Origin of the sequence: Streptomyces xanthophaeus, assembly GCF_000725805.1 — a bacterium.
In the GTDB taxonomy this organism is placed as follows: Bacteria; Actinomycetota; Actinomycetes; order Streptomycetales; family Streptomycetaceae; genus Streptomyces; species Streptomyces xanthophaeus.
Map to the genome: position 1 here is coordinate 112,642 of NZ_JOFT01000034.1, position 21,740 is coordinate 134,381.

22 protein-coding genes and 1 riboswitch are annotated in these 21,740 nt (G+C 71.6%); of the genes, 13 read left to right on the top strand and 9 right to left on the bottom strand.

Features of this window, described 5'->3' with window-relative positions:
- Position 1: 1 nt before the first annotated feature.
- On the bottom strand, positions 2–526 hold the full coding sequence (locus IO30_RS0122035; protein ID WP_031145312.1) for a GNAT family N-acetyltransferase: 525 nt from the start codon (positions 524–526) through the stop codon (positions 2–4).
- A gap of 81 nt (positions 527–607) precedes the next feature.
- Complete coding sequence (locus IO30_RS0122040; RefSeq protein WP_031145314.1) at positions 608–1,183, bottom strand: TerD family protein; 576 nt, start codon at positions 1,181–1,183, stop codon at positions 608–610.
- A 160-nt stretch (positions 1,184–1,343) separates the two neighbouring features.
- Here IO30_RS0122040 and arfB point away from each other — a divergent pair, with 160 nt between their 5' ends.
- Positions 1,344–1,769 carry an alternative ribosome rescue aminoacyl-tRNA hydrolase ArfB gene (gene arfB / locus IO30_RS0122045; protein WP_031145316.1) on the top strand — a complete coding sequence of 142 codons (426 nt, stop codon included), beginning with the start codon at positions 1,344–1,346 and terminating at the stop codon, positions 1,767–1,769.
- A gap of 56 nt (positions 1,770–1,825) precedes the next feature.
- Here arfB and IO30_RS0122050 read toward each other — a convergent pair whose 3' ends face one another.
- Positions 1,826–2,425: a flavin reductase family protein gene (locus IO30_RS0122050; RefSeq protein ID WP_107065240.1), complete on the bottom strand. Its 600-nt coding sequence runs from the start codon at positions 2,423–2,425 to the stop codon at positions 1,826–1,828.
- 300 nt (positions 2,426–2,725) lie between these two features.
- On the opposite strand from IO30_RS0122050, the gene cdgB reads away from it, so the two are divergent.
- Positions 2,726–4,465: a diguanylate cyclase CdgB gene (cdgB, locus tag IO30_RS0122055; protein WP_031145319.1), complete on the top strand. Its 1,740-nt coding sequence runs from the start codon at positions 2,726–2,728 to the stop codon at positions 4,463–4,465.
- Between the two features lie 68 nt (positions 4,466–4,533).
- Positions 4,534–5,589, top strand: coding sequence for a CBM35 domain-containing protein (locus IO30_RS0122060; protein WP_031145321.1), 1,056 nt, complete (start codon positions 4,534–4,536; stop codon positions 5,587–5,589).
- A 58-nt stretch (positions 5,590–5,647) separates the two neighbouring features.
- Here IO30_RS0122060 and IO30_RS0122065 read toward each other — a convergent pair whose 3' ends face one another.
- The 3 genes from IO30_RS0122065 to IO30_RS0122075 all read right to left on the bottom strand — a co-directional run bounded on the left by IO30_RS0122065 (position 5,648) and on the right by IO30_RS0122075 (position 8,762).
- Positions 5,648–6,568 (bottom strand): 1-phosphofructokinase family hexose kinase, encoded by a 921-nt coding sequence (locus IO30_RS0122065; RefSeq protein ID WP_031145323.1) that lies wholly within the window; start codon positions 6,566–6,568, stop codon positions 5,648–5,650.
- Positions 6,569–6,666: 98 nt separating this feature from the next.
- Positions 6,667–7,830, bottom strand: coding sequence for an N-acetylglucosamine-6-phosphate deacetylase (gene nagA / locus IO30_RS0122070; protein ID WP_031145325.1), 1,164 nt, complete (start codon positions 7,828–7,830; stop codon positions 6,667–6,669).
- Positions 7,830–8,762, bottom strand: a complete 933-nt coding sequence (locus tag IO30_RS0122075; protein WP_031145327.1) for an ROK family protein — start codon at positions 8,760–8,762, stop codon at positions 7,830–7,832. Before IO30_RS0122075 ends, nagA begins: the two co-directional genes overlap by 1 nt.
- Before the next feature lie 199 nt (positions 8,763–8,961).
- Between IO30_RS0122075 and IO30_RS0122080 the strand changes: the two genes are divergently transcribed.
- The 3 genes from IO30_RS0122080 (at position 8,962) to otsB (ending at position 11,485) form a co-directional block, all read left to right on the top strand.
- Positions 8,962–10,263 (top strand): extracellular solute-binding protein, encoded by a 1,302-nt coding sequence (locus tag IO30_RS0122080; protein WP_037894813.1) that lies wholly within the window; start codon positions 8,962–8,964, stop codon positions 10,261–10,263.
- Between the two features lie 83 nt (positions 10,264–10,346).
- The gene (locus tag IO30_RS0122085; RefSeq protein WP_031145330.1) at positions 10,347–10,583 is read left to right on the top strand and encodes a DUF3263 domain-containing protein; all 237 of its coding nucleotides are present in this window, start codon (positions 10,347–10,349) and stop codon (positions 10,581–10,583) included.
- 53 nt (positions 10,584–10,636) lie between these two features.
- The gene (gene otsB, locus IO30_RS0122090; RefSeq protein WP_031145331.1) at positions 10,637–11,485 is read left to right on the top strand and encodes a trehalose-phosphatase; all 849 of its coding nucleotides are present in this window, start codon (positions 10,637–10,639) and stop codon (positions 11,483–11,485) included.
- 652 nt (positions 11,486–12,137) lie between these two features.
- Here the strand turns inward: otsB and IO30_RS0122095 are convergent.
- Both IO30_RS0122095 and IO30_RS0122100 read right to left on the bottom strand, forming a co-directional pair.
- On the bottom strand, positions 12,138–13,514 hold the full coding sequence (locus IO30_RS0122095) for an alpha,alpha-trehalose-phosphate synthase (UDP-forming) (protein WP_031145333.1): 1,377 nt from the start codon (positions 13,512–13,514) through the stop codon (positions 12,138–12,140).
- A gap of 46 nt (positions 13,515–13,560) precedes the next feature.
- Positions 13,561–14,511 (bottom strand): glucosyl-3-phosphoglycerate synthase, encoded by a 951-nt coding sequence (locus IO30_RS0122100; protein ID WP_031145336.1) that lies wholly within the window; start codon positions 14,509–14,511, stop codon positions 13,561–13,563.
- A 184-nt stretch (positions 14,512–14,695) separates the two neighbouring features.
- A riboswitch (SAM riboswitch) is annotated at positions 14,696–14,854 on the top strand.
- Between the two features lie 17 nt (positions 14,855–14,871).
- On the opposite strand from IO30_RS0122100, the gene thrC reads away from it, so the two are divergent.
- The 4 genes from thrC (at position 14,872) to groL (ending at position 19,037) form a co-directional block, all read left to right on the top strand.
- Complete coding sequence (thrC, locus tag IO30_RS0122105) at positions 14,872–16,161, top strand: threonine synthase (protein WP_031145338.1); 1,290 nt, start codon at positions 14,872–14,874, stop codon at positions 16,159–16,161.
- Between the two features lie 33 nt (positions 16,162–16,194).
- Positions 16,195–16,470 carry a MoaD/ThiS family protein gene (locus IO30_RS0122110; RefSeq protein WP_031145340.1) on the top strand — a complete coding sequence of 92 codons (276 nt, stop codon included), beginning with the start codon at positions 16,195–16,197 and terminating at the stop codon, positions 16,468–16,470.
- Between the two features lie 398 nt (positions 16,471–16,868).
- Positions 16,869–17,075, top strand: a complete 207-nt coding sequence (locus tag IO30_RS0122115) for a cold-shock protein (protein WP_030009783.1) — start codon at positions 16,869–16,871, stop codon at positions 17,073–17,075.
- Positions 17,076–17,414: 339 nt separating this feature from the next.
- Positions 17,415–19,037, top strand: coding sequence for a chaperonin GroEL (groL, locus tag IO30_RS0122120; RefSeq protein WP_031145343.1), 1,623 nt, complete (start codon positions 17,415–17,417; stop codon positions 19,035–19,037).
- 79 nt (positions 19,038–19,116) lie between these two features.
- On the opposite strand, the gene IO30_RS0122125 is transcribed toward groL, so the two are convergent.
- Positions 19,117–19,545: a GNAT family N-acetyltransferase gene (locus tag IO30_RS0122125; RefSeq protein WP_031145345.1), complete on the bottom strand. Its 429-nt coding sequence runs from the start codon at positions 19,543–19,545 to the stop codon at positions 19,117–19,119.
- A gap of 173 nt (positions 19,546–19,718) precedes the next feature.
- Between IO30_RS0122125 and IO30_RS0122130 the strand changes: the two genes are divergently transcribed.
- From IO30_RS0122130 to IO30_RS0122140, 3 genes are all read left to right on the top strand, one after another.
- Positions 19,719–20,336, top strand: coding sequence for a phosphoribosylanthranilate isomerase (locus IO30_RS0122130; RefSeq protein ID WP_031145347.1), 618 nt, complete (start codon positions 19,719–19,721; stop codon positions 20,334–20,336).
- A 69-nt stretch (positions 20,337–20,405) separates the two neighbouring features.
- Positions 20,406–21,167 (top strand): LamG domain-containing protein, encoded by a 762-nt coding sequence (locus tag IO30_RS0122135; RefSeq protein WP_031145349.1) that lies wholly within the window; start codon positions 20,406–20,408, stop codon positions 21,165–21,167.
- A 10-nt stretch (positions 21,168–21,177) separates the two neighbouring features.
- Positions 21,178–21,678 (top strand): hypothetical protein, encoded by a 501-nt coding sequence (locus IO30_RS0122140; RefSeq protein WP_031145350.1) that lies wholly within the window; start codon positions 21,178–21,180, stop codon positions 21,676–21,678.
- Positions 21,679–21,740 lie beyond the last annotated feature (62 nt).

Sequence of the window (21,740 nt, forward strand, 5' to 3'; positions counted from 1 at the left end):
GCTAGGGCGTACGGAGCGCCTTGCGCAGCACCGTGCAGGGGCGGCCCCGTTCGAGGTCCGGGCCCTGGCGCAGGACCGTGTACCCCTGGGACTGCCAGAAGGCGAGGGCCTTGGGGTTGGCGTCCAGCACGGCGAGCCGTACGCCGGTGCGTCCGGCGGCGCGGAAGCGGTCCTCGACCATGCCCGCCACGGCCCGGCCGTAGCCCTCGCGGTGTGCGGTGGCGTCGATGAGCAGCAGGCCGATCCACGGGTCCGGGTCGCCGGATTCCGGGTCGGGGTGGTGGGCGAGGGTGGTGGCGAGGCCGACGAGGCGTCCGGCGGAGCGGGCGAGGAGCACCTCGGCGCCGTCGTGGGCGAGTTCGTCGGCGAGGGCGGCCGCGACCTGTTCGACCGTGATGCGGTCCGGGTCGGGGAAGTCGCCGCTGAGTTCGAAGAACGCGTGGTTCGTCGCGTACAGGGCGGCGATCTCGGTGAGGACCGGACCCGGTAGGGCGCCGTCCACGGGTACGAGCGGTTGGAGAATCACCTGGTGAACGGTAGCGAAGCCCCCTCCCCGGACGGCCGGGAGGGGGCTTCGCCAGCGAGGCGTCAGGCCGTGCGTGCGTCCTTAGACGTTGACGCCGAAGTCCTGCGCGATGCCGGTGAGGCCGGAGGCGTAGCCCTGGCCGACGGCGCGGAACTTCCACTCGGCGCCGTTGCGGTACAGCTCGCCGAAGACCATGGCGGTCTCGGTCGCCGCGTCCTCGGAGAGGTCGTAGCGGGCGATCTCGGCGCCGCCGGCCTGGTTCACGACGCGGATGTACGCGTTGCGGACCTGGCCGAAGTTCTGGCTGCGGCTCTCGGCGTCGTAGATGGAGACCGGGAAGACGATCTTGTCCACGTCGGCGGGCAGGCCCGCGAGGTTGACGTTGATGGCCTCGTCGTCGCCCGCGCCCTCGCCGGTGCGGTTGTCACCGGTGTGGACGATGGTCTGGTCCGGGGTGGACTTGTTGTTGAAGAAGACGAAGTGGCCGTCGGAGACGACCTTGCCGGTCGCGTTGACCGCGATCGCGGAGGCGTCCAGGTCGAAGTCGACGCCGGTGGTGGTGCGGGTGTCCCAGCCGAGGCCGACCGTGACGGCGCTGAGGCCGGGGGCCTCCTTCGAAAGCGAGACGTTGCCGCCCTTGGACAGGCTGACAGCCATGGGAATGTCCCTTTCCTCATCCGACATGCACGTACACGCAGAAACTGACCGCGATGTGCGGGCCAAGTTACCGCTGTCTTCTATAACGCGACGAGGGGCAGGCGGGTTCCCGTCGTGAAATCCGCGTGACGGGGCGGGAGCGGGCGCGGATCATAGGGGCATGCCTGGTCCCTATGTCATCCGCGGTTCGGTCGTGCTCCCCGAGGGCGAGCTCGCCTGGCGCTTTTCGCGTTCCTCGGGGCCGGGCGGGCAGCACGTGAACACCTCCGACTCGCGGGTGGAGCTGCTGTTCGACGTGGCGGGCACGAAGGCGCTGCCGGAGGTGTGGAAGGCGCGGGCGCTGGAGCGGCTGGAGGGCCGGCTGGTGGACGGGGTCGTGACGGTACGGGCCTCAGAGCACCGCTCGCAGTTCCGCAACCGGGAGATGGCGCTGGTCAGGCTGACGTCGCTGCTCGCCGAGGCGACGGCGCCGCCGCCGAAGCCGCGCCGGGCGACGAAGATCCCGCGGGGGATCAACGAGCGCCGCCTGCGGGAGAAGAAGGCGCGGGCCGAGACGAAGCGGGGCCGCACCGGCCGCGACTGGTAGGCCCTGCCTGTCGACTGTCGACTGTCGTCTGCTGCCCGCTGCCCGCGTCGATGCCGCTATCCGCTCAGGTGCCGGTAGCGGCCGCGGAAGTACGTCAGGGGCGGCGAGTCGGGGGAGGGCAGCGCGGCGGTCAGGACGCGGCCGACGACCAGGGTGTGGTCGCCCGCCTCGACGCGGTTCTCCGTACGGCATTCCAGGGTGGCGAGCGCGCCGGTCAGCAGGGGTGCGCCCGAGGCCTCGCCGCGGACGTAGGGGAGGTCCGCGAAGAGCAGGCGGTCGCTGATGCGGCCCTTCATCGAGAAGCGGCCGGCGACCTGGAGCTGGTGGTCGGCGAGGACGGAGACGGCCCACAGCGGCTGGTCCGCCAGCAGGTCGTCCATCCGGGAGCCCTCGCGCAGGCTCACCAGCACCAACGGCGGGTCCAGGGACACGGACATGAAGGCGGTGGCCGTCATGCCCACGTCCTCGCCGCGCGGCCCGTCCGCGGTCAGGGGCGTCTCGTGCGCGGTGATCAGGCACACGCCCGCCGCCAGCCGGGACATCGCGGCCCGGAACTCGTCGTTGCTCACTCCCCCAGGATGGGGGGTGCGGGGACCGCCCGGGGCACTGGGACCGGGCACTCGGGACACGGGGGGCAAGGGGGTCGTCTTGGGCACGGCAACACGCTATGGTCGCGGTCCCGCGCAGCACATCGGGCCCTGGTCCGAGCCGTGTCCCCGCCCCTCGGCCTAGGACCGGCGTATCGTTTGCTCTCGTGAACGAGGGGGAGCGCTCTCTGTCGAGAAGGGCCAGTTACGCGCCATAATTCATCTCATGTGACTTGAGTCACAGACGGCAAGATTTGTTGACCCTGTGTACCTGCCGCACAGCTCACTGTGATTCAGTGGACGGGACACCGCAACGAAACGCCGATGACAAACCTGGAGTTGCTGTCGAGGTCTCGGGGAGAGCGAGCAATGGAGACCGAGTCGGAGCCGTACGTCCGTCTTGCGACCCTGCGGCAGCTGCACCGGGTGGTGGCCGAGCTCAACACGGCCAGGAGCCTGGCGGACACTCTGCAGACCGTCGTGGACGGCATCGTCGTGGGCCTCGGCTACGAACTCGCCTGTGTCAACCTCGTTCGCCCGGACGGTGATCTCGTCGTCGCCGCCTTCGCCGGCGACCCCGCGGCCGAGGCCCTGATCACGGGCCGGGTCGGCGCCCGGTCCTCCTGGGAACGCCGTCTGACGATGGGTGAGAACTGGGACGGCCTGCGGTTCATCCCGCACACCGAGGGCTGGATCCTCATGGAGGACGACGTCCCCCAGTGGCACACCGAGGGACCCGAACCGCGGTTCGAGGACGAATGGCATCCGGAGGACCGGCTCTACGCCCCGATGTATGCGTCCGGCGGGGAACTTCTGGGTGTCATTTCGGTGGACAGACCGAGGAACGGCCGCCGCCCGGGCGCCTGGGGCCGCGAGGCGCTCCAGATGTACGCCTTCCAGGCGGCGATTGCGATCAGCAACGCGCGCCTGCGCGCGAACATGCAGCGCGCCCTGGTCCGGCTGGAACGCGAGCAGCAGGCCCTGCGAGCCAGTGAAGAGTCGTTCCGGCAGGCCTTCGAGTACGCCCCCAGCGGCATGGCCATCGCCGAGATGGGCGGGGACCAGCACGGCCGGCTGCTGCGCACGAACGACGCCCTCTGCAGGCTGCTGGGCCGCCCCGCCTCCGTCCTGCGCCGCTACTCCTTCTCCGACCTGGTCCACCCCGAGGACATCGGCACCCTGCTGCGCACCTCCGCCGAGGGCGGCCGCGCCGAGCTGCGCCTGGGCCGCCGCGACGGCACGTACGTCTGGGTCTCGCTGCGCAATTCCGTGGTCGCGGACGCCGCGGACGGGCCCCGCTTCCTGCTCACGCACGTCGAGGACATCGAGGAGCGCAAGCGGCACGAGCTCCAGCTCGCGCACCGGGCCAGCCACGACTCGCTGACGGGCCTGCCCAACAGCGCCGAGCTGCGGGCCCGCCTCGGGGCGCGGCTGTGCCGCAGGCCGCAGTCGGTGCGCGCCACCGCCGTCGAGGCCCTGGACGCGGCCTACGAGGGGCGTGAGGGCCGGGAGGGGTACGAGGGCCACGAAGGCCACGAGGTGCGCGCAGAGGCGGGTGGTGCGGGTGAGCACGGCTTTCAACCCGACGGCCCGGACCGCTACGCCGGGCACGATCCCTTCGAGTTCCCCGGCTCCCTGCCCGCCCAGGCGGACGGCCCGTACGACCACCACGTGCACACGGTGGCGCCCGCGACCGACATCGACGACGGGACGAAGGGGCTCGCGGTGCTCTTCTGCGACCTCGACGGCTTCAAGTCGATCAACGACCGCTTCGGGCACCACACGGGCGACGCGGTCCTGATCGAGGTGGCCCGGCGGCTGACGACCTGCGTCAGGGACGGTGACACCGTCGCCCGGCTGGGTGGTGACGAATTCGTCGTCCTGGCCGACGGCCTCGGCGCGGCGGACGCCGCCGACCTCGCGGTCCGGCTGCGCAACGCGATCATCCCGCCGATCCGGGTGGACGGCCGTGCGGTCCGTGTGGGGGCCAGTTTCGGCATCGGATGGGCCAGCTGCGGGATGTCCGCGGACGAGGTGCTGCGCTCCGCCGACCAGCGCATGTACATCGAGAAGCGATCGCGTTCCAAGGCGCACCGGCGGGCCGGCTGATCCGATCGGCCGCCCGGGGGTGCACGTGTTCGGGGTAGGCTCCCGGGGGTCGAAAGGAGTGACCTGCGATGACGACGCCCGCGAACAACGGCCCGCACAGTGGGGCGAACAAGCCCGAGGACGATGATCCGTTCGGGTATCTCTACGCGGACGGCCAGGCGGCCGGAGCCACCCCGCCCGCTTCGGGCGGTGGATACGGCTACCCGGGCCCCGCGGCCGGCGGTCATTCCGGCCCGCAGCCGGGCGTCCCCCGGACCTCGCACCACCAGGTGCGCACGGTCGGTGAGCGGACGTACGGCGGCCAGCGCGGCCCCGTGCCCCAGCAGCCGGGTCCGCAGCAGCCGCCCTACCAGGCCCAGTACCAGGCCCCCGAGGCGCTCCAGGCGGGCGGCTACGGCGTTCCGCCGCAGTCGCAGCCCCCGCAGCACCAGACCCAGACGATGTCGCACGCGGGCGGCCACGGTGGTCACGGCGGTCACGGCGGAGGCAGTGGCGGTTCCAGCCGCAAGGGCCTGCTGATCGCCGCCGTGGCGGTGGTCGCGGCCGTGGCGATCGGCATCGGCGCCGCCCTGGCTTTCGGCGACAAGGACAAGGGCAAGGAGAAGGACGAGGCGGGAACGGGCGGCCAGAACCCGTCGACGGCCCCGCAGAACCCCTCCAGCCCGCCCCCGAGCAGTTCCCCGCAGCCCTCCGAGGCCCCGCTGCCCAAGGCGGACGCCTCGGGTGCGGGCATGGACCTCACGGGCGGTGCGGTGCTGCAGAACGCGGTGCCGAACGCCAAGAGCGCGGGCGGCCAGTACGTCGGCGGCTTCAACCAGGTCGGCGCGGCCGTCACCTGGACGGTGGAGCTGCCCAAGGACGGCGAGTACACCTTCCGGATGTTCTACGGCGTCCCGGGCAAGGACGCCAACACGACGCTGACGGTCAACGGCACCGCGCAGAACCGTGCGCTGAACATGAAGAACTTCGCGAAGGCCGCCGAGGGCGACTGGGCCAAGGGCTGGACCAACACCTACGCCTACGTGAACCTCAAGAAGGGCACGAACACGATCAGGATCTCCTGCGAGCAGGGGAACTCGTGCGACGCGGCCATCGACCAGTTCGTGCTGGAGAAGAAGGGCTGACCCCGGCGCAGGCGCCGGCGCCGATGCGGACGGCGGGCAAGGCCCGCCCCGCGGCGGGCTATTGAACGGCCGTCACCTTCACCGACCCCCGTACCTCCTCGTAGGTGCGGGGGTCGAACTCTCCCGCCGTCGGCGCGGCGACCGTGGCCGCCGAGAGGGCGACCGCGCGGACCAGGCGCTCGGGCCAGTCCAGGCCCTCCACCAGGGCGGACAACAGCCCGGCGACCGCGGAGTCACCGGCTCCGGTGGGGTTGCCGGACAGGGCGCGGGGCGGGGCCGCGCGCCAGCTGCCCTGGCCGGTGGCGGCCAGCAGGCCGTCCGGGCCCAGCGAGGTGACCACGGCGTGGGCGCCCCGGCGGCGGGCGTCGCGGGTGGCGGGGAGCGGCTCGCGGGAGCCGGTCAGCTCGGCCAGCTCCGCCCCGTTCGGCTTGATCATCTCGGGCCGGGCGGCGACCCCGCGGCGCAGCGCCTCGCCGCTGGTGTCCAGCAGGACGGGGGCCCCGGCCGCGCGGGCGGCCCGGACGAGCACCGCGTACGCGCCGACGGGGACGCCGGGCGGGAGGCTGCCGCACAGGGCCACCGCGCGGGCGCCCGCCAGCAGGGCCTCGTAGCGCTCCAGGAACGCGGACCATTCCGCGGGGGTGATCAGCGGTCCGGGCTCGTTGAACTGGGTGGTGTCGCCCGAGGCCTCGTCGACGACGGCCACGGTGCGGCGGGTGGTGTCCGCGCAGGGCACCAGGGCGTCCACGACCCCGGGGGAGCGGGCCAGCAGCTCCCGTACGAGGGCGCCGGCGGGGCCGCCCGCGAAGCCGGTGGCCGTCACGGGGTGGCCGAGGCCGGCCAGCACCCGGGCGACGTTGATCCCCTTGCCCCCGGGGCGTTCGGTGACGGCGCTGACCCGGTGCGAGGCGTGCGGACGCAGCCGCGGCACGCGGTACGTGACGTCGAGAGCGCTGTTGAGCGTCACGGTCAGGATCATGGGAACTCCCGGTCAGTCGGTGCCGGGATCATGCCAAACGACGAGCGGCCGGCCCAGTGCCGGGGTCGGCCGCTCCGTGGCTTGCAGCCGCTTGGCCGTCAGATCGCCGCCAGCGCGGCGGGGCTGACGACCCATTCGCCGCGCCGCATGACGCCCCGTACGCCGAACTCGGCGTCGAGGACGACCAGGTCGGCGTACTTGCCGGCCTCCAGCGAGCCGATCCTGTCGTAGAGGCCCAGCAGCTTGGCGGGGTTGGCGGAGATCGCCTGGACCACGGATTCCACCGGCAGCTTGTCGAGGGTGACCGAGCGCTTGAAGGCGGTGTCCAGGGTCAGGGTCGAGCCCGCGATGGAGCCGCCCTCCACGAGCCGGGCCACGCCCTGGCGGACCTCGACCTCCAGCTGGCCGAGGCGGTAGGTGCCGTCGCCGAAGCCCGCGGCGTCCATCGCGTCGGTGATCAGCGCCACCCGGTGGGCGCCCGCGTGGTGGAAGGCGAGCTCCAGCATGGCGGGGTGCAGGTGGGTGCCGTCGTTGATGAGCTCGACGGTGATCCGCTCGTCCTCCAGCAGCGCGGCGATGGGGCCCGGGGCGCGGTGTTCCATGCCCGGCATCGCGTTGTAGAGGTGGGTGGCCACGGTCGCGCCCGCGTCGATGGCCTCGCGGGTCTGCTCGTACGTGGAATCGGTGTGGCCGATCGCGGCGATCACCCCGTGCTCGGCGAGCAGCCGTACGGAGTCCAGGCCGCCCGGCAGCTCGGTGGCGAGGGTGAACATGCGGGCGGCGCCGTGGGAGGCGTCGATCAGCTTGCGCACCTCCGCCGGGTCGGGATCGCGGAGCAGGTCCTCCTCGTGCGCGCCCTTGCGGCAGGGGTTGATGAAGGGACCTTCGAAGTGGATGCCCGCGATCTCGCCCTGCTGGGTCAGCTCGGCGAGCAGTCCCGCGCGCCGGGCGAGTTCGGCGAGGTCCCCGGTGACGGTGGAGGCGACCAGGGTGGTGGTGCCGTGCTCGCGGTGGGTCCGTACGCCGTGGAGGATCTCCTCGGCGGTGCCGGAGGTGAAGGAGGAGCCGCCGCCGCCGTGGTTGTGCATGTCCACGAACCCGGGGACGATCCAGTGCCCGGACAGGTCGAGGACCTGCGCGCCCTCGTGGGCGCTCCCGGCGATGCGGTCGCCCTCGACGATGACCCGGCCGTTGGCGACGGTTCCGGTGGGCAGCACCACCCTGGCGCCGGAGAGAACAGTGCTGTGCGCGCTTCCGGACATCAGGCAGGTACCTCCGTGGCGAGTAGGTCCCAGGCGAGCAGCCCTGCGCCCAGGCATCCGGCGGTGTCCCCGAGGGCCGCCGGAACGATGTGGGGGAGCCGCTGGAACGTCACGCGCTCCTCGACGGCCTTCCGTAGTGGTGTGAACAAGGTTTCCCCGGCCTCGGCGAGCCCGCCACCGATGATCAGCGTGCGCGGGTCCAGCAGGGTGATGGCGGTGACCAGACCGTCGGCCAGGGCGCCGACGGCCGCCAGCCAGACCTCCAGGGCGCGCGCATCGCCGCCCTCGACGGCCTTGGCGCAGTCCGCGGCGTCCGCGTCGGGGTCCCCGCAGGCGGCGGCCCAGGCGCGGCTGACCGCGGACGCGGAGGCGAGGGTCTCCAGGCAGCCGTGCTGGCCGCAGCCGCAGGCGGGGCCGCCGGGGCGGACCACGACGTGCCCGATCTCGCCCGCGTAGCCGTGGGCGCCCGCCTCGATGCGCCCGGCGATGCCGATGGCTCCGGCGATGCCGGTGCCCAGCGGCACGAAGAGGAAGCGGTCGGCGCCCCGGCCGGCGCCGATGCGGCCTTCGGCGAGTCCGCCCGTGCGCACGTCGTGGCCGAGGGCCACCGGGATGCCGCCGAGGCGTCTGCTGAGCAGCTCGCGCATCGCGACGTCGCGCCAGCCCAGGTTCGCCGCGTAGACGGCGATCCCGTTCTCGGCGTCGACGATGCCGGGGACGGCGACGCCGGCCGCGGAGGCGGCCGGGCCGAAGCGCTCGCGGCCGGTGTCGAGGAGTTCGGCGGCGAAGTCCAGGATCGTCTCGACGACGGCGTCGGGGCCCCGCTCGCGGCCGGTGGCGCGGCGCGCTTCGTGGAGCAGGGTGCCGTCGGCGGCGACCAGGGCGGCCTTCATCCCGGTGCCGCCCACATCGAGGGCGATGACGTGTTTCACGGGTTTCACAGAGGACAGTCTCGCGTGCTCGGCGGGGAAAGGTCTAGTCCATTGAGGTGGATTGTTGAGCGGCCATACAAAGTCGGGCCGAAGGTCCGGACACGAACCGGACACGGACCGGATCCGGATGTGGTCCAGCCGTCAAAGTGGTGTAGACCTTACGTGGATCGTACGTACAACAAGGGGTGGATGGAGAACTGTGAAGGGCCGTTACCTGAGGCAGGCCGCGTCCGGTGCCGCACTGTGCCTGACCGCCGTGACGCTGACCGGCTGCGGAGCCGTCGACGGACTCACGGGGAACAACGAGGTGACCCTGCGGGTCGTGGCGGCCGACTACGGGGACAATCCGCAGAACTCGTCCGCGTCCTACTGGAAGGACCTCTCCGACAAGTTCGAGAAGGCCCACCCCGGCATCAAGGTCGAGGTGAGCGTCTACTCCTGGTCGGAGGTCGACGCCAAGGTCGCCGCGATGGTCAAGGCGGGCAAGGCCCCCGACATCGCGCAGATCGGCGCCTACGCCGACTACGCGGCCGACGACAAGCTGTACACGGTCGACGAGCTGCTCTCCGTCAAGACGGAGGCCGACTTCCTCGGGCCCCTCGCGGACGCGGGCAAGGTCAAGCGGGTCCAGTACGGCATGCCCTTCGTGGCCAGCACCCGGCTGCTCTTCTACAACGAGAAGCTGCTCACCGACGCGGGAGTCCTTCCCAAGGACGCCAAGAACGGCTGGCAGCCCAAGAGCTGGGCGGAGCTGGAAGCCGCCGGCAAGAAGCTCAAGGGCGCCGGCGTCCAGACCCCCTTCGCGCTGCCGCTGGGCCGCGAGGAGGCGCAGGCCGAGACGATGATGTGGATGCTCTCGGGCGGTGGCGGCTACACCGACAACGAAGAGGCCTACTCCATCGACTCGCCCGACAACATCAAGACGCTGGAGTTCCTCCGCGACAAGATGGTCGGCCAGGGCCTGACCGGCCCCGTGGAGCCGGGCAAGCTGGACCGCCAGGCCGCCTTCGACGCCTTCACGCGCGGCGAGGTCGGCATGCTCAACGGCCACCCGACGCTGCTGAAGCAGGCCGCGGGCAAGGGTGTGAAGTTCGGCATGGTCACCATGCCCACCTCCGACGGGACCGAGCACTCGGCGATGGGCGTCGCCGACTGGGTGATGGCCTTCAAGAACGGGCACAAGAGCGAGTCCGGCAAGTTCCTGGACTTCCTCTACGAGCCGGAGAACGTGACCGCCTTCACCAACACGTACGACCTGCTGCCCGTCACCACCAGCGGCTACCGGGCGATGGAGGCCTCCACGGGCGGGGCGGCCGTGCAGCTGAAGACCTTCCTGGCGGCGCTGCCGAGCGCCCGGCTCTACCCCGTCGGCAAGGAGTCCTGGGCGGGCGTGAGCGAGGACATCAAGCAGAACATCGGCAAGACCGTGCAGCCGGGCGGTCAGCCGGCGAAGGTGCTCGACGAGATCGCGACGGCGGCGCGGGCGGCCGACCCGCGCTGATCGGTGCCGGTGCCGGTGCGGTGCCGGGTGGCTCGGCTCGGGCCGCCCGGGCCGGTGTCGGTGCGCGGCGTTAATCTGGCCGTATGACGGACGACGGGCAGCTGACGGCCACGGAGGCCGCGGTGCTCGCGTACGAGGGACGTACCTGGCCCGGGCCCGGAGCCAAGGAACGGGCCATACGGGAAGGGCTGGGGATGACCCCGGTCCGCTACTACCAGCTGCTCAACGTGCTGATGGACGACCCGCGGGCGCTTGCGCACGCCCCCGGAACCGTGAACCGGCTGCGCCGCATCCGCGAGGCCCAGCGGGCCCGGCGGTAGGAGCGGCGACGGCGCCGTAGCCGTCGTGCGGCTGGGCCGTTAGGGTCGTCCGTATGGGGAGCCATCCGCACGACCTGCCGATGCCCGTCACCGCTGCCGGACGCGAGGGGCTCGACGCCCTGCTGCGCTCGCCGCGCCGCTCCGTGGTCGCACTCGACTTCGACGGCACCCTCGCCGACATCGTCCCGGACCCGGACCAGGCCCGCGCCCACCCCGAGGCCGTGCCGGCGCTCGCCGCGCTGGCCCCGGAAGTGGCCTCGGTGGCCGTGATCACCGGCCGGCCGGCGGGCGTCGCCGTCCGCTACGGGGGATTCGCCGGGGTGTCGGGACTGGAACACCTGGTGGTCCTCGGCCACTACGGGGCCGAGCGCTGGGACGCCGTCACCGGAACCGTCCAGGCGCCCGCCGAGCACCCGGGTGTGGCGGCGGTACGGGCCGAGCTGCCGGGGTTCCTGGAGTCGATCGGGGCCTGGCGGGGCACCTGGATCGAGGAGAAGGGCCGGGCGCTGGCCGTCCACACCCGCCGGGCCGAGGACCCCGAGAAGGCCTTCGCGGCCCTGCGGGAACCCCTGGCCGAGCTGGCCGCGCGCCACGGGCTGATGGTCGAGCCGGGCCGGGCCGTACTGGAACTGCGGCCGCCGGGCACGGACAAGGGGGTCGCCCTGACGGAGTTCCTCGCGGAGACCGGCGCGGAGGCGGTCCTGTACGCGGGGGACGACCTGGGGGACCTCGCGGCGTTCGCGGCCGTCGAGAAGCGGCGGACCGATGGTCTGCCGGGGCTGCTGGTGTGCAGTGGCTCCGCGGAGGTGCCGGAGCTGTCCTCCCGCGCCGACCTCGTCCTGTCGGGCCCGTCCGAGGTGGTCGCCTTCCTGTCGACGCTGGCCGCCGCGCTGCGCGCCTGACCGTTCCCGGCCGCGCCGCCGTTGCCGGGGGCCAGCCCCCGGACCCCCGCTCCTCAATCGCCGGAGGGGCTTGATTTTGGCTCCCGTGGCATTGCGGGTGCGGTGCCTGGCGGGGCCTGTTCGGTGGGGGGTCGGGGAGCGGTGCCCCTCCGGGGTATCTCCTCGGCTCGCGCACTGAGCCCTGTCGGACACGTTCGGCCCAGGTTGCGCGCTCGTCCTGCGGGGACACCCCGCAGTGTCCCCACTCCCCTCGACCAGGGCTTCGCTTCCAGGGCCTGGGCGTGTGGGGTGGGGGCGCGCAGGAGGGTCCCCGCAGGACGAGCGCGCAACCTGGGCCGCATCTCTCACAGCCAGGGCTCAGTGCGCGAGCCGAGGAGACACTCCGGAGGGACCCCGCCCCACACCCGACACCCAGGCCAAGACCCGTCCCGGCCAGCACATCCAAAGCCCCGCCTGGGCAAAAAATCAGCCCCGCCCGGGGGTCCCCCCGGACGGAGTCTGGGGGAGCTTGAGGAGCGGGGTCCGGGGCGGAGCCCCGTGCAACGCGGCCGCAGACGAGGCACCGCCACACGGCTGAGCCCCGCAGGGACACCGCGGAGCCCCGTAGCAGCGGCGCCGCAGGCGGGACACCGCCACACGGTCGAGCCCCCGGCTAGGACAGGGCGTCCAGTTGGGCCCTGAACCAGGCTGACGGGGGGAGGGCGGTCGCGGCAGCGGCCAGGCGTTTCGTGCGGTCCGTGCGTTCCGCCTCCGGCATGGACAGCGCCGCGTGCAGCGCCTCGGCCGTCGCCGAGACGTCGTACGGGTTCACCGTCAGCGCGTCCCCGCGCAGCTCCTCGTACGCCCCCGCCCCGGTGGACAGCACCAGCGCGCAGCCCGCCTCCGAGACGACCGGGATCTCCTTCGCCACCAGGTTCATGCCGTCCCGGACCGGGTTCACCAGGGCCACGTCCGCCAGCCGGTACGCCGCCAGCGAGCGCGTGAAGTCGTCCTTCACGGACACCAGCACCGGCTGCCAGTCCGCCGTCCCGAACTCCTCGTTGATCTCCGCCGCCAGCTCGGCCACGTCCGCCGTGTACCGCCGGTACACCTCCAGGTCCTGCCGCGACGGGTACGCGGACGCCAGGTGCACGACCTGGCCGCGCCACTCCGGGTGGACCGTCAGCAGCTCCCGGTAGGCCAGCAGCCCGCGCAGGATGTTCTTCGACAGCTCCGTGCGGTCCACCCGCACGATCGTCCTGCGGCCCGCGACCTCCGCCCGCAGCTGCGCCAGCTTCTCGTCGACCTCCGGCCGGTGCGCGAGCGCCCGCAGTTCGTCCGCGTCCACGCCCAGCGGGAACACGGCCACCTCCGTCCGCTCGGCGGCGCCCCGCTCCGCGTCCAGGTGGGCGCCCGCCCGGAAGGCGTCCGCCCAGGCCCGGGTGTGGAAGCCGACCACGTCCGCGCCGAGCATCCCCCACACCAGCTGCCCGCGGACGTCGTCCGGGAGCATCCCGAGGAACTCCGGCGAGGCCCACGGCGTGTGCGTGAAGTGCGCGATCCGCAGGTCCGGGCGGAGTTCGCGCAGGGCGCCGGGGACCAGGGCCAGGTGGTAGTCCTGCACCAGGACCCGCGCCCCCTCGGCCGCCTCCTGCGCGAGGGCCTCGGCGAAGGCCTGGTTGTAGGCCCGGTACGACTCCCACTGCTGCCGGAACCGCGCGTCGAAGACCGGCTCGCGCGGGATGTCGTACAGGTGGTGGTGGGTGAACCAGAGCACGGAATTGGCGATGCCGTTGTACGCGTCGTCGTACACCGTGGGATCGATGTCCAGCATCCGGACACCTGGCTCGGCCACCCCCCGGCGGACGGCCTCCCGGTCCGCATCCGACAGCGCCGCGCAGATCCACAGCGCCTCCGGCTGCTGTGCCAGCGCGGCCGAGAGGCCGGAGACGAGACCGCCCCCGCCGCGCCGGGCACTGAGGGTGCCGTCGGCGGAGAGGGCGTACGAGAGCGGGCCGCGGTTCGCTGCTACGAGTACCTGGGAAGCCATGCGGCCAACCTAGCCCGGCCCGCGCCCGCTCAAACGTAGGAGATCGTCACGCCACACGGCGGCGGGCGTACTCCTGGATGCCCGCCATCGGCGGCCGCTCCTCGGTGTCCACCGGGTACGTCCGCGGCACGAAGCCGTCCGGCCCCCGCTCGAACTGCGTCAGTTCCGGCCGTACGAGGTGCCCGCGCGCGAGCCGCAGCTGCGCGGTGCGGTAGATCGCCGCGGCCATCCGGCCCAGGGCCTGCCCGTCCTGGTGGCGGTGGAGCCGCACCCCGACGTCCACCTGGGCCAGCGCGTCCAGGCCGACCGTGTGCAGGGCGTCCACCAGCAGGCCCAGCTCGACGCCGTACCCGACGGGGAAGCGCAGCCGCTCCAGCAGGCTGCGGCGTACGGCGTACTCGCCGCCCAGCGGCTGCACGAAGCCGGCCAGCTGCGGCCAGTGGAGGTTCAGGAGGGGGCGGGCGACCAGTTCCGTGACCCGGCCGCCCTGGCCGGGGGCATCGCCGAGCGGACGGTCGTACATCGCCTTGACGAACTGCACGTCCGGTTCGGTCAGCAGCGGCCCGACGATCCCGGAGACGAAGGCGGAGGAGAAGTCCCGCAGGTCCGCGTCGACGAAGCACACCACGTCGCCGGTGGTGGCCAGCAGCGAGCGCCACAGCACCTCGCCCTTGCCGGGCAGGGCCGGAATCCGCGGCAGGATCGCGTCGCGGTGCACCACCCGCGCACCGGCCTTCGCCGCGACTTCCGCTGTAGCGTCGGTGGAGCCCGAGTCGATCACGACCAGCTCGTCCACGAGCGGGACCGGCAGCCCGTCGATCAGTTCGCGGCGGATCACCTCGACGATCGCCCCGACCGTCGCCTCCTCGTCGAGCGCCGGCAGCACCACGCTGACCGTGGTCCCAGCTGCGCGTTTCCGCTCGATCAGCTGGTCGAGCGGTCGGTCGGCGGCGGACCAGGAGCGGTCGGCCAGCCAGCGCTCCACCTCTTCCAGCACTTTCAGCACTCCCTGCCGTTGGGCGGTTTGACCCCGTTGAGATCCATCTCGCGGTTCGGACGGCCGTCTCAACGTCCCGGGCCTTCGGTTACAGTCTTGAACAACGCGAAGGACCATCGCATGTCGGGGGTCCTCGTGCACAAACGCCCGGGCGCGCCATAGAGCGCGTTGCCCGGTGCCATACCGCTCATCCAGAGGGGCAGAGGGACACGGCCCGTTGAAGCCCCGGCAACCCTCCAGTCGGTCTCGCGATCGCGTACGTCAAGCGACATCAGCGAGGTCCCCGGCTAGGGAAGGTGCCAATTCCGTCTCATGGCGAAGTGCGCCATGGGGAAGATGAGGAGAAAGGGCCTCGCCATCATGGCTGCACAGAACGTCGCCACCTCTGCCGACCTTGATTCCGTCGATCTCGGACCCGCCACCGCGCTTTCCTGTCGCGAGTGCGGTACCCGCTTCGACCTCGGTCCCATCTTCGCCTGCAACGAGTGCTTCGGACCTCTGGAAGTCGCCTACGACCTTCCCCTCGGAGACCCCGAAGCCCTGCGCGCGGCGATCGAGGCCGGCCCGGACAACATCTGGCGCTACGCCCCGCTGCTGCCCGTCCCCGCAGACGTGGCCTCCAAGCCCAGCCTGAACCCCGGCTTCACCAAGCTCGTGGACGCGGCCAACCTGGCCAAGGAGCTCGGCGTCACCGGCAAGCTGTACGTCAAGGACGACTCCGGCAACCCGACGCACTCCTTCAAGGACCGCGTCGTGGCCATCGCCGTCGAGGCGGCCCGTGCCTTCGGCTTCACCACCCTGTCGTGCTCCTCCACCGGCAACCTGGCCGGCGCCGTCGGCGCCGCGGCCGCGCGGGCCGGTTTCCGCTCCTGCGTGTTCATCCCGCACGACCTGGAGCAGGGCAAGGTCGTCATGGCCGGTGTGTACGGCGGCGACCTGGTCGGCATCGAGGGCAACTACGACGACGTCAACCGCTTCTGCTCCGAGCTCATCGGTGACCCGCTGGGCGAGGGCTGGGGCTTCGTCAACGTCAACCTGCGCCCGTACTACGGCGAGGGCTCCAAGACCCTCGCGTACGAGATCTGCGAGCAGCTCGGCTGGCAGCTGCCCGACCAGATCGTGATCCCGATCGCGTCCGGTTCGCAGCTGACGAAGATCGACAAGGGTCTGCAGGAGCTCATCAAGCTCGGCCTCGTCGAGGACAAGCCCTACAAGATCTTCGGCGCCCAGGCCGAGGGCTGCTCCCCGGTGTCGTCCGCCTTCAAGGCCGGTCACGACGTGGTCCGCCCGCAGAAGCCGAACACCATCGCCAAGTCCCTCGCGATCGGCAACCCGGCCGACGGCCCGTACGTCCTGGACATCGCCCGCCGCACCGGCGGCTACGTCGAGGACGTCAACGACGAGCAGGTCGTCGACGCGATCAAGCTCCTCGCCCAGACCGAGGGCATCTTCGCCGAGACCGCGGGCGGCGTGACCGTCGGCGTGACGAAGAAGCTCATCGACAACGGGCAGCTCGACCCGGAGCTGACCACGGTGATCCTGAACACCGGTGACGGCCTCAAGACCCTGGAGGCGGTGGCCGCGGACAGCGGGCAGACCGCCACGATCCGCCCGAGCCTGGACGCCTTCCGCGCTGCCGGCCTGGCCTGACCCTCCCCCGAACCCCGGAAAGGCAGTAGCGCCATGAGCGTCAACGTCCGCATCCCCACCATCCTGCGCACCTACACCGGCGGCCAGGCCGAGGTGTCCGCCGAGGGCGCCACCCTCGCCGAGGTCATCGAGTCCCTGGAGAAGAGCCACCCGGGCATCGCCGCGCGCGTCCTGGACGACCAGGGCAAGCTGCGCCGCTTCGTGAACGTCTACGTCAACGACGACGACGTGCGCTTCGAGGGCGGGCTGGAGGCGGCGACCCCGGACGGCTCCGGCGTGTCGATCATCCCCGCGGTCGCGGGCGGCTGACCTTCCCGTAGGTGACACGCGAAAACCGTAATTGCCCCCTCCGCTAAGAAGCGGAGGGGGCAATTCTGCTTGATTGGGCGCGGTAGGGTTGGGGAAGTCCCCTCCGCTGTTCTTGCCCGCCGCATATGAACGGGTCGCGTGAGGGTCGACATCGGGTCAATGTGCAAGTGCGGTATGGGGCTTTGGCGCAATATGCCTGGCCCGAGTTGCCCTGGGATATGCCAAATTTTCACTCTATTTCAATGTTTCTGGGTGTCCAGAATTCTCGTCGGATTGACCTGTTGCAGACAGCACTCGCGCAGATACATTCAGCCTCGGTCGACGCGTTCCGACGCAAGTGATGACCCGGGACCGCGAAGTGCGTTCCTGCGCAAGGGCCAGTAATAGGGGAGTTAGGCATGGCTCAGGGCACCGTCAAGTGGTTCAACGCGGAGAAGGGCTACGGCTTCATCGCGGTCGACGGTGGTGCGGATGTGTTCGTCCACTACAGCGCCATCCAGATGGACGGGTACCGCACCCTTGAAGAGGGTCAGCGGGTCGAGTTCGAGATCTCGCAGGGCCAGAAGGGTCCGCAGGCGGACATGGTCAAGCTCGCACTCGGCTAGTCCCGGCGCGATCGACCGCCCACGCACTGTGTTCAAGACAGACGCACGAGGGGCCCACATCCTGGACACGGGATGCGGGCCCCTCGTGCGTCGTGGCCGGCCGGCCCGTGTCCCGCTTGTCTTCCGGCCCGGCGTTGGTCGAAGCCGCTTGCACTCGCGGGGGTCGAGTGCTAATCATTGGCGTTAGCACTCTCCAAGTGAGAGTGCTACTAAAACGAGGACCGGGTCGGTGAGGCCCGCAGGGTCCGGCGGGAAGGAACCGCCGGGCACGCAGGCCGTCCGTCGCGGGCGCGGGCGCGGTCCGGAGCAATCCACCCCTGTCCGGGAGGACCACTTCAGATGGCCAAGATCATTGCGTTCGACGAGGAGGCCCGGCGCGGTCTCGAGCGTGGGATGAACCAGCTCGCCGACGCCGTCAAGGTCACCCTTGGCCCCAAGGGTCGCAACGTCGTCCTTGAGAAGAAGTGGGGCGCCCCCACGATCACCAACGACGGCGTCTCCATCGCCAAGGAGATCGAGCTCGAGGACCCGTACGAGAAGATCGGCGCCGAGCTGGTCAAGGAAGTCGCCAAGAAGACGGACGACGTCGCCGGCGACGGTACGACCACCGCCACCGTTCTCGCCCAGGCGCTCGTCCGCGAGGGCCTGCGCAACGTGGCTGCCGGTGCGAACCCGATGGCCCTCAAGCGTGGTATCGAGAAGGCCGTCGAGGCCGTCTCCGCCGCCCTGCTCGCCCAGGCCAAGGACGTCGAGACCAAGGAGCAGATCGCTTCCACGGCCTCGATCTCCGCTGCTGACACCCAGATCGGCGAGCTCATCGCCGAGGCGATGGACAAGGTCGGCAAGGAAGGCGTCATCACCGTCGAGGAGTCGCAGACCTTCGGTCTGGAGCTTGAGCTCACCGAGGGCATGCGCTTCGACAAGGGCTACATCTCGGCGTACTTCGCCACCGACATGGAGCGCATGGAGTCGTCCCTCGACGACCCGTACATCCTGATCGTCAACTCCAAGATCGGCTCGGTCAAGGACCTGCTGCCGCTCCTGGAGAAGGTCATGCAGTCCGGCAAGCCGCTGCTGATCATCGCCGAGGACGTCGAGGGCGAGGCCCTGTCGACCCTGGTCGTCAACAAGATCCGCGGCACCTTCAAGTCCGTCGCCGTCAAGGCCCCGGGCTTCGGCGACCGCCGCAAGGCCATGCTCGGTGACATCGCCATCCTCACGGGCGGCACCGTCATCTCCGAGGAGGTCGGCCTCAAGCTGGAGAACGCCGGTCTCGACCTGCTCGGCCGCGCCCGCAAGGTCGTCATCACCAAGGACGAGACCACGATCGTCGACGGTGCCGGTGACAGCGACCAGGTCCAGGGTCGCGTCAACCAGATCCGCGCCGAGATCGAGAACTCCGACTCGGACTACGACCGTGAGAAGCTCCAGGAGCGCCTCGCGAAGCTGGCCGGCGGCGTGGCCGTCATCAAGGCCGGTGCCGCGACCGAGGTCGAGCTCAAGGAGCGCAAGCACCGCATCGAGGACGCCGTTCGCAACGCGAAGGCGGCCGTCGAGGAGGGCATCGTCGCCGGTGGTGGCGTGGCCCTGCTCCAGGCTTCCTCGGTCTTCGACAAGCTCGACCTGTCGGGTGACGAGGCGACCGGCGCCAACGCCGTGAAGCTCGCGCTCGAGGCCCCGCTGAAGCAGATCGCCGTCAACGGTGGTCTCGAGGGTGGCGTCGTCGTGGAGAAGGTCCGCAACCTCACCGTGGGCTGGGGCCTGAACGCCGCGACCGGCGAGTACGTCGACATGATCGCCGAGGGCATCATCGACCCGGCGAAGGTGACGCGCTCCGCGCTGCAGAACGCCGCGTCGATCGCCGCGCTGTTCCTCACCACCGAGGCCGTCATCGCCGACAAGCCCGAGAAGGCCGGTGCCCCCGCGGGCGGCGGCATGCCGGGTGGTGACATGGACTTCTGATCGGCCCCCGGCTGATCGGCTGTTCTCGTACCGAGGGCGGCACCCCTTCCTGACGGAGGGGGTGCCGCCCTCGGGCGTTTCAGCCGAGCTGCTTGAGGAAGTAGACGTCCTCGTGGCCGCCCGGGAAGCCCGGGACGCGGACGGTCTCCTCGTAGCCGTGGCGGGCGTAGAACTCGGGCGCCTGGAAGGTGAACGAGGAGACGAGGATGCTCGCGCAGCCCCGCCGCCGGGCCTCGTCCTCGGCCGCGGCCAGCAGCTTCCCGCCCCAGCCGCCGCCCCGGCTGTCCTGCCGCACCCAGGTCATCTCGATGCCCGCCCGGTCGCCCCAGCTCCAGCCGGACAGCCCCGCCACGAGCTCCCCGCCCGCGTCGGTGATCCGCACCGTGAACTCCGACTGCACGTGCTCCGCCGTCGCCGCCCGGTTGAAGGCGTCCAGCTCCTTGCTCAGCCGCGCGTCGAGCTCCGCGTCGGCCCCGCCTGTGGTGATGTCCACCCCGTTGTTGTCCATGCGGTCATTGTCGGGCGACCGCATGGACAGGACCGAATGCTTTACGGGGGCTCCGCGACGGTCCGCAGCAGGGCCTCGAAGGGCGGCACCCTCAGGCTGGTGCCGGGCCGGTGGGGTTGCCCGGTGGTTGGGACGGGGCGGCGGTGGGGCGGGGGGTTTGGTTGACTCGGGGGATGAGCGAGAGCAGTGCACCCTTCGTCAAGATCTGCGGGCTGAAGACCGGCCACGACGTCGACGTGGCCGTGGAGGCCGGGGCCGATGCCATCGGGTTCGTCTTCGCGCCCGGCAGCCCGCGCACCGTCGGGGCCGGCCTGGCGCGGGAGCTGGCCGCGCGGGTGCCGGACGGGGTGCTGACCGTCGGGGTGTTCCGCGGGCAGCCCGTCGAGGAGGTCCGGCGCCTCGCCGAGGCGAGCGGGGTGCGGGGCGTGCAGCTGCACGGCGACGAGGGGCCCGAGTACTACGAGGAACTGCGCGCCCCCGGCCGGACCCTGCTGCGGGCCACCGCCGAGCACGTGAAGGCCTGCGGGGAGTACGGCGAGGACCTGCTGCTCCTGGACGCCCCCGACCCCGGCTCAGGCAAGCCCTGGAACTGGGGTTCCGCCGACTTCGCCGCCCCCGAGGGCCGCTGGCTGCTGGCGGGCGGACTCACCCCGGCCAACGTCGCCGAGGCCCTGCGGACCACCGGCGCCTGGGGCGTGGACGTGTCCAGCGGGGTCGAGGAGGGGCGCGGGGTGAAGTCCCCCGCGCTGATCCGCGCCTTCGTGCGCGCGGCGCACGCCTCCGGTCGCTGAACGCAGCCGTGCGATTACTCTGAGCGAGAACCGAAGGTTGGGCCGGTCCCTCCCGGGCACAGCACAGGCATGGTCTCGGAAACGCTCGGATGGCTGCGCCGCCTGACCGGCCGCCTCGCTCCACGGGAAGGCGGGGGCCCGGCGCTGTTCACCCCTCGCCGCGCCCCCGTCTTCACCGCCGACTTCACCTCCACCGACCAGTGGGTCGCGGGCCGCTCCTGGGCGTATCCCGACGGCGGCCCGGTCAACCCGGGGGACAACAAGCTCGACCACCTCACCGCCGACCCCGACTACAGCCGCGGCGGCGTCTTCCGCGCGACGCTGCGCCCCGACGGGAACTGGGACGCCGGGCTGCTCACCACCGAGGGCAGCGAGGACGGCTTCATGGTGCGCACCGGAGACGTGCTGGAGGCGCGGGTGAAGCTGCCGGTGGAGACGGGGGCCTGGCCGGCGATCTGGACCTGGCGGGACGGCGGCCAGGAGATCGACGTCTTCGAGTACCACCCCGACAACCCGGACCTGCTGGAGCTGTCCAACCACGTCCGCGAGGCGCACCGCTACCACCGCGACCCCTCGGTGCGGCCCGGCGCCTGGGTGGACCTGAAGGTCGAGTTCGGCCGCAGTTCGGTGATCTGGTGGGTCAACGGCGCGCGGGTGTACTCGGACCGCCGGGGCGTGGGGCGCAACTGGCGCGCGTACCTGATCGTCAACCTGTCGGTGTGCGCCGGGAGGTACCACCCGGCGCCCGGCCCGGGGCAGACGGAGATGTCCTACGAGGTCTCGCAGCTGCGCGTCTTCCGGGGCCAGTCCTGGGTCTCCCAGGCCGTCTAGCCCTGGCCCCGTGAGCACCGCCGAGTCCGCCCGTTCCTCTGCCGTGGCGCTGGAGGATCACCTCGCGTCCGTCGACGAGCTGGTCGTACAGCCCTTCCCGGAGCGGGACTTCGACGACGTGACCGGATGGGGCGGCCCCGGCCACCGGGTGCGCGTCCTCGGAGAGAGCGAGCCCTTCTGGGAGGACGACGGGACGGCGTGGGACGCGGCCCACGCCGAACTGGAGGCCCAGCTCGACGCCGTGGCCGCCGTCTGCACCGCCCGCTGGGGCGAGCCGCGCGCCGTCGACCTGCGTCCGTACCTGGTGGCCGGGTGCGACGGGGAGGCGGTGCCCGAGCCGCTCGACTCCCTCAGCCAGCAGACCGTGTGGCTGCGGGTGTGGCCGCTCCCGGACGGGGAGCGCATGCTGGCGCTCTCCCTCGGCCAGGCGGACGGGGAGCTGCCGCTGGTGCTGTACGCCGCGGTGGGTCACCGGTCCGCGCTGGGTACGGGAGCCGCCGGCCCGTCCTGAGCCGTACGAGGGCCTTCGGCCCGGCCGTAGCGGACCTTGGTCCCTGTCCGGGGGCCTTCCGC

Coding starts and splice junctions, on each gene's coding strand:
- IO30_RS0122130 (WP_031145347.1), top strand. CDS start 19,719: ATGAGCGAGAGCAGTGCACCCTTCGTCAAGATCTGCGGGCTGAAGACC.
- otsB (WP_031145331.1), top strand. CDS start 10,637: ATGGGGAGCCATCCGCACGACCTGCCGATGCCCGTCACCGCTGCCGGA.
- nagA (WP_031145325.1), bottom strand. CDS start 7,830: ATGTCCGGAAGCGCGCACAGCACTGTTCTCTCCGGCGCCAGGGTGGTG.
- IO30_RS0122135 (WP_031145349.1), top strand. CDS start 20,406: ATGGTCTCGGAAACGCTCGGATGGCTGCGCCGCCTGACCGGCCGCCTC.
- IO30_RS0122110 (WP_031145340.1), top strand. CDS start 16,195: ATGAGCGTCAACGTCCGCATCCCCACCATCCTGCGCACCTACACCGGC.
- IO30_RS0122040 (WP_031145314.1), bottom strand. CDS start 1,183: ATGGCTGTCAGCCTGTCCAAGGGCGGCAACGTCTCGCTTTCGAAGGAG.
- IO30_RS0122095 (WP_031145333.1), bottom strand. CDS start 13,514: ATGGCTTCCCAGGTACTCGTAGCAGCGAACCGCGGCCCGCTCTCGTAC.
- groL (WP_031145343.1), top strand. CDS start 17,415: ATGGCCAAGATCATTGCGTTCGACGAGGAGGCCCGGCGCGGTCTCGAG.
- IO30_RS0122115 (WP_030009783.1), top strand. CDS start 16,869: ATGGCTCAGGGCACCGTCAAGTGGTTCAACGCGGAGAAGGGCTACGGC.
- cdgB (WP_031145319.1), top strand. CDS start 2,726: ATGGAGACCGAGTCGGAGCCGTACGTCCGTCTTGCGACCCTGCGGCAG.
- IO30_RS0122125 (WP_031145345.1), bottom strand. CDS start 19,545: ATGGACAACAACGGGGTGGACATCACCACAGGCGGGGCCGACGCGGAG.
- arfB (WP_031145316.1), top strand. CDS start 1,344: ATGCCTGGTCCCTATGTCATCCGCGGTTCGGTCGTGCTCCCCGAGGGC.
- IO30_RS0122085 (WP_031145330.1), top strand. CDS start 10,347: ATGACGGACGACGGGCAGCTGACGGCCACGGAGGCCGCGGTGCTCGCG.
- thrC (WP_031145338.1), top strand. CDS start 14,872: ATGGCTGCACAGAACGTCGCCACCTCTGCCGACCTTGATTCCGTCGAT.
- IO30_RS0122065 (WP_031145323.1), bottom strand. CDS start 6,568: ATGATCCTGACCGTGACGCTCAACAGCGCTCTCGACGTCACGTACCGC.
- IO30_RS0122060 (WP_031145321.1), top strand. CDS start 4,534: ATGACGACGCCCGCGAACAACGGCCCGCACAGTGGGGCGAACAAGCCC.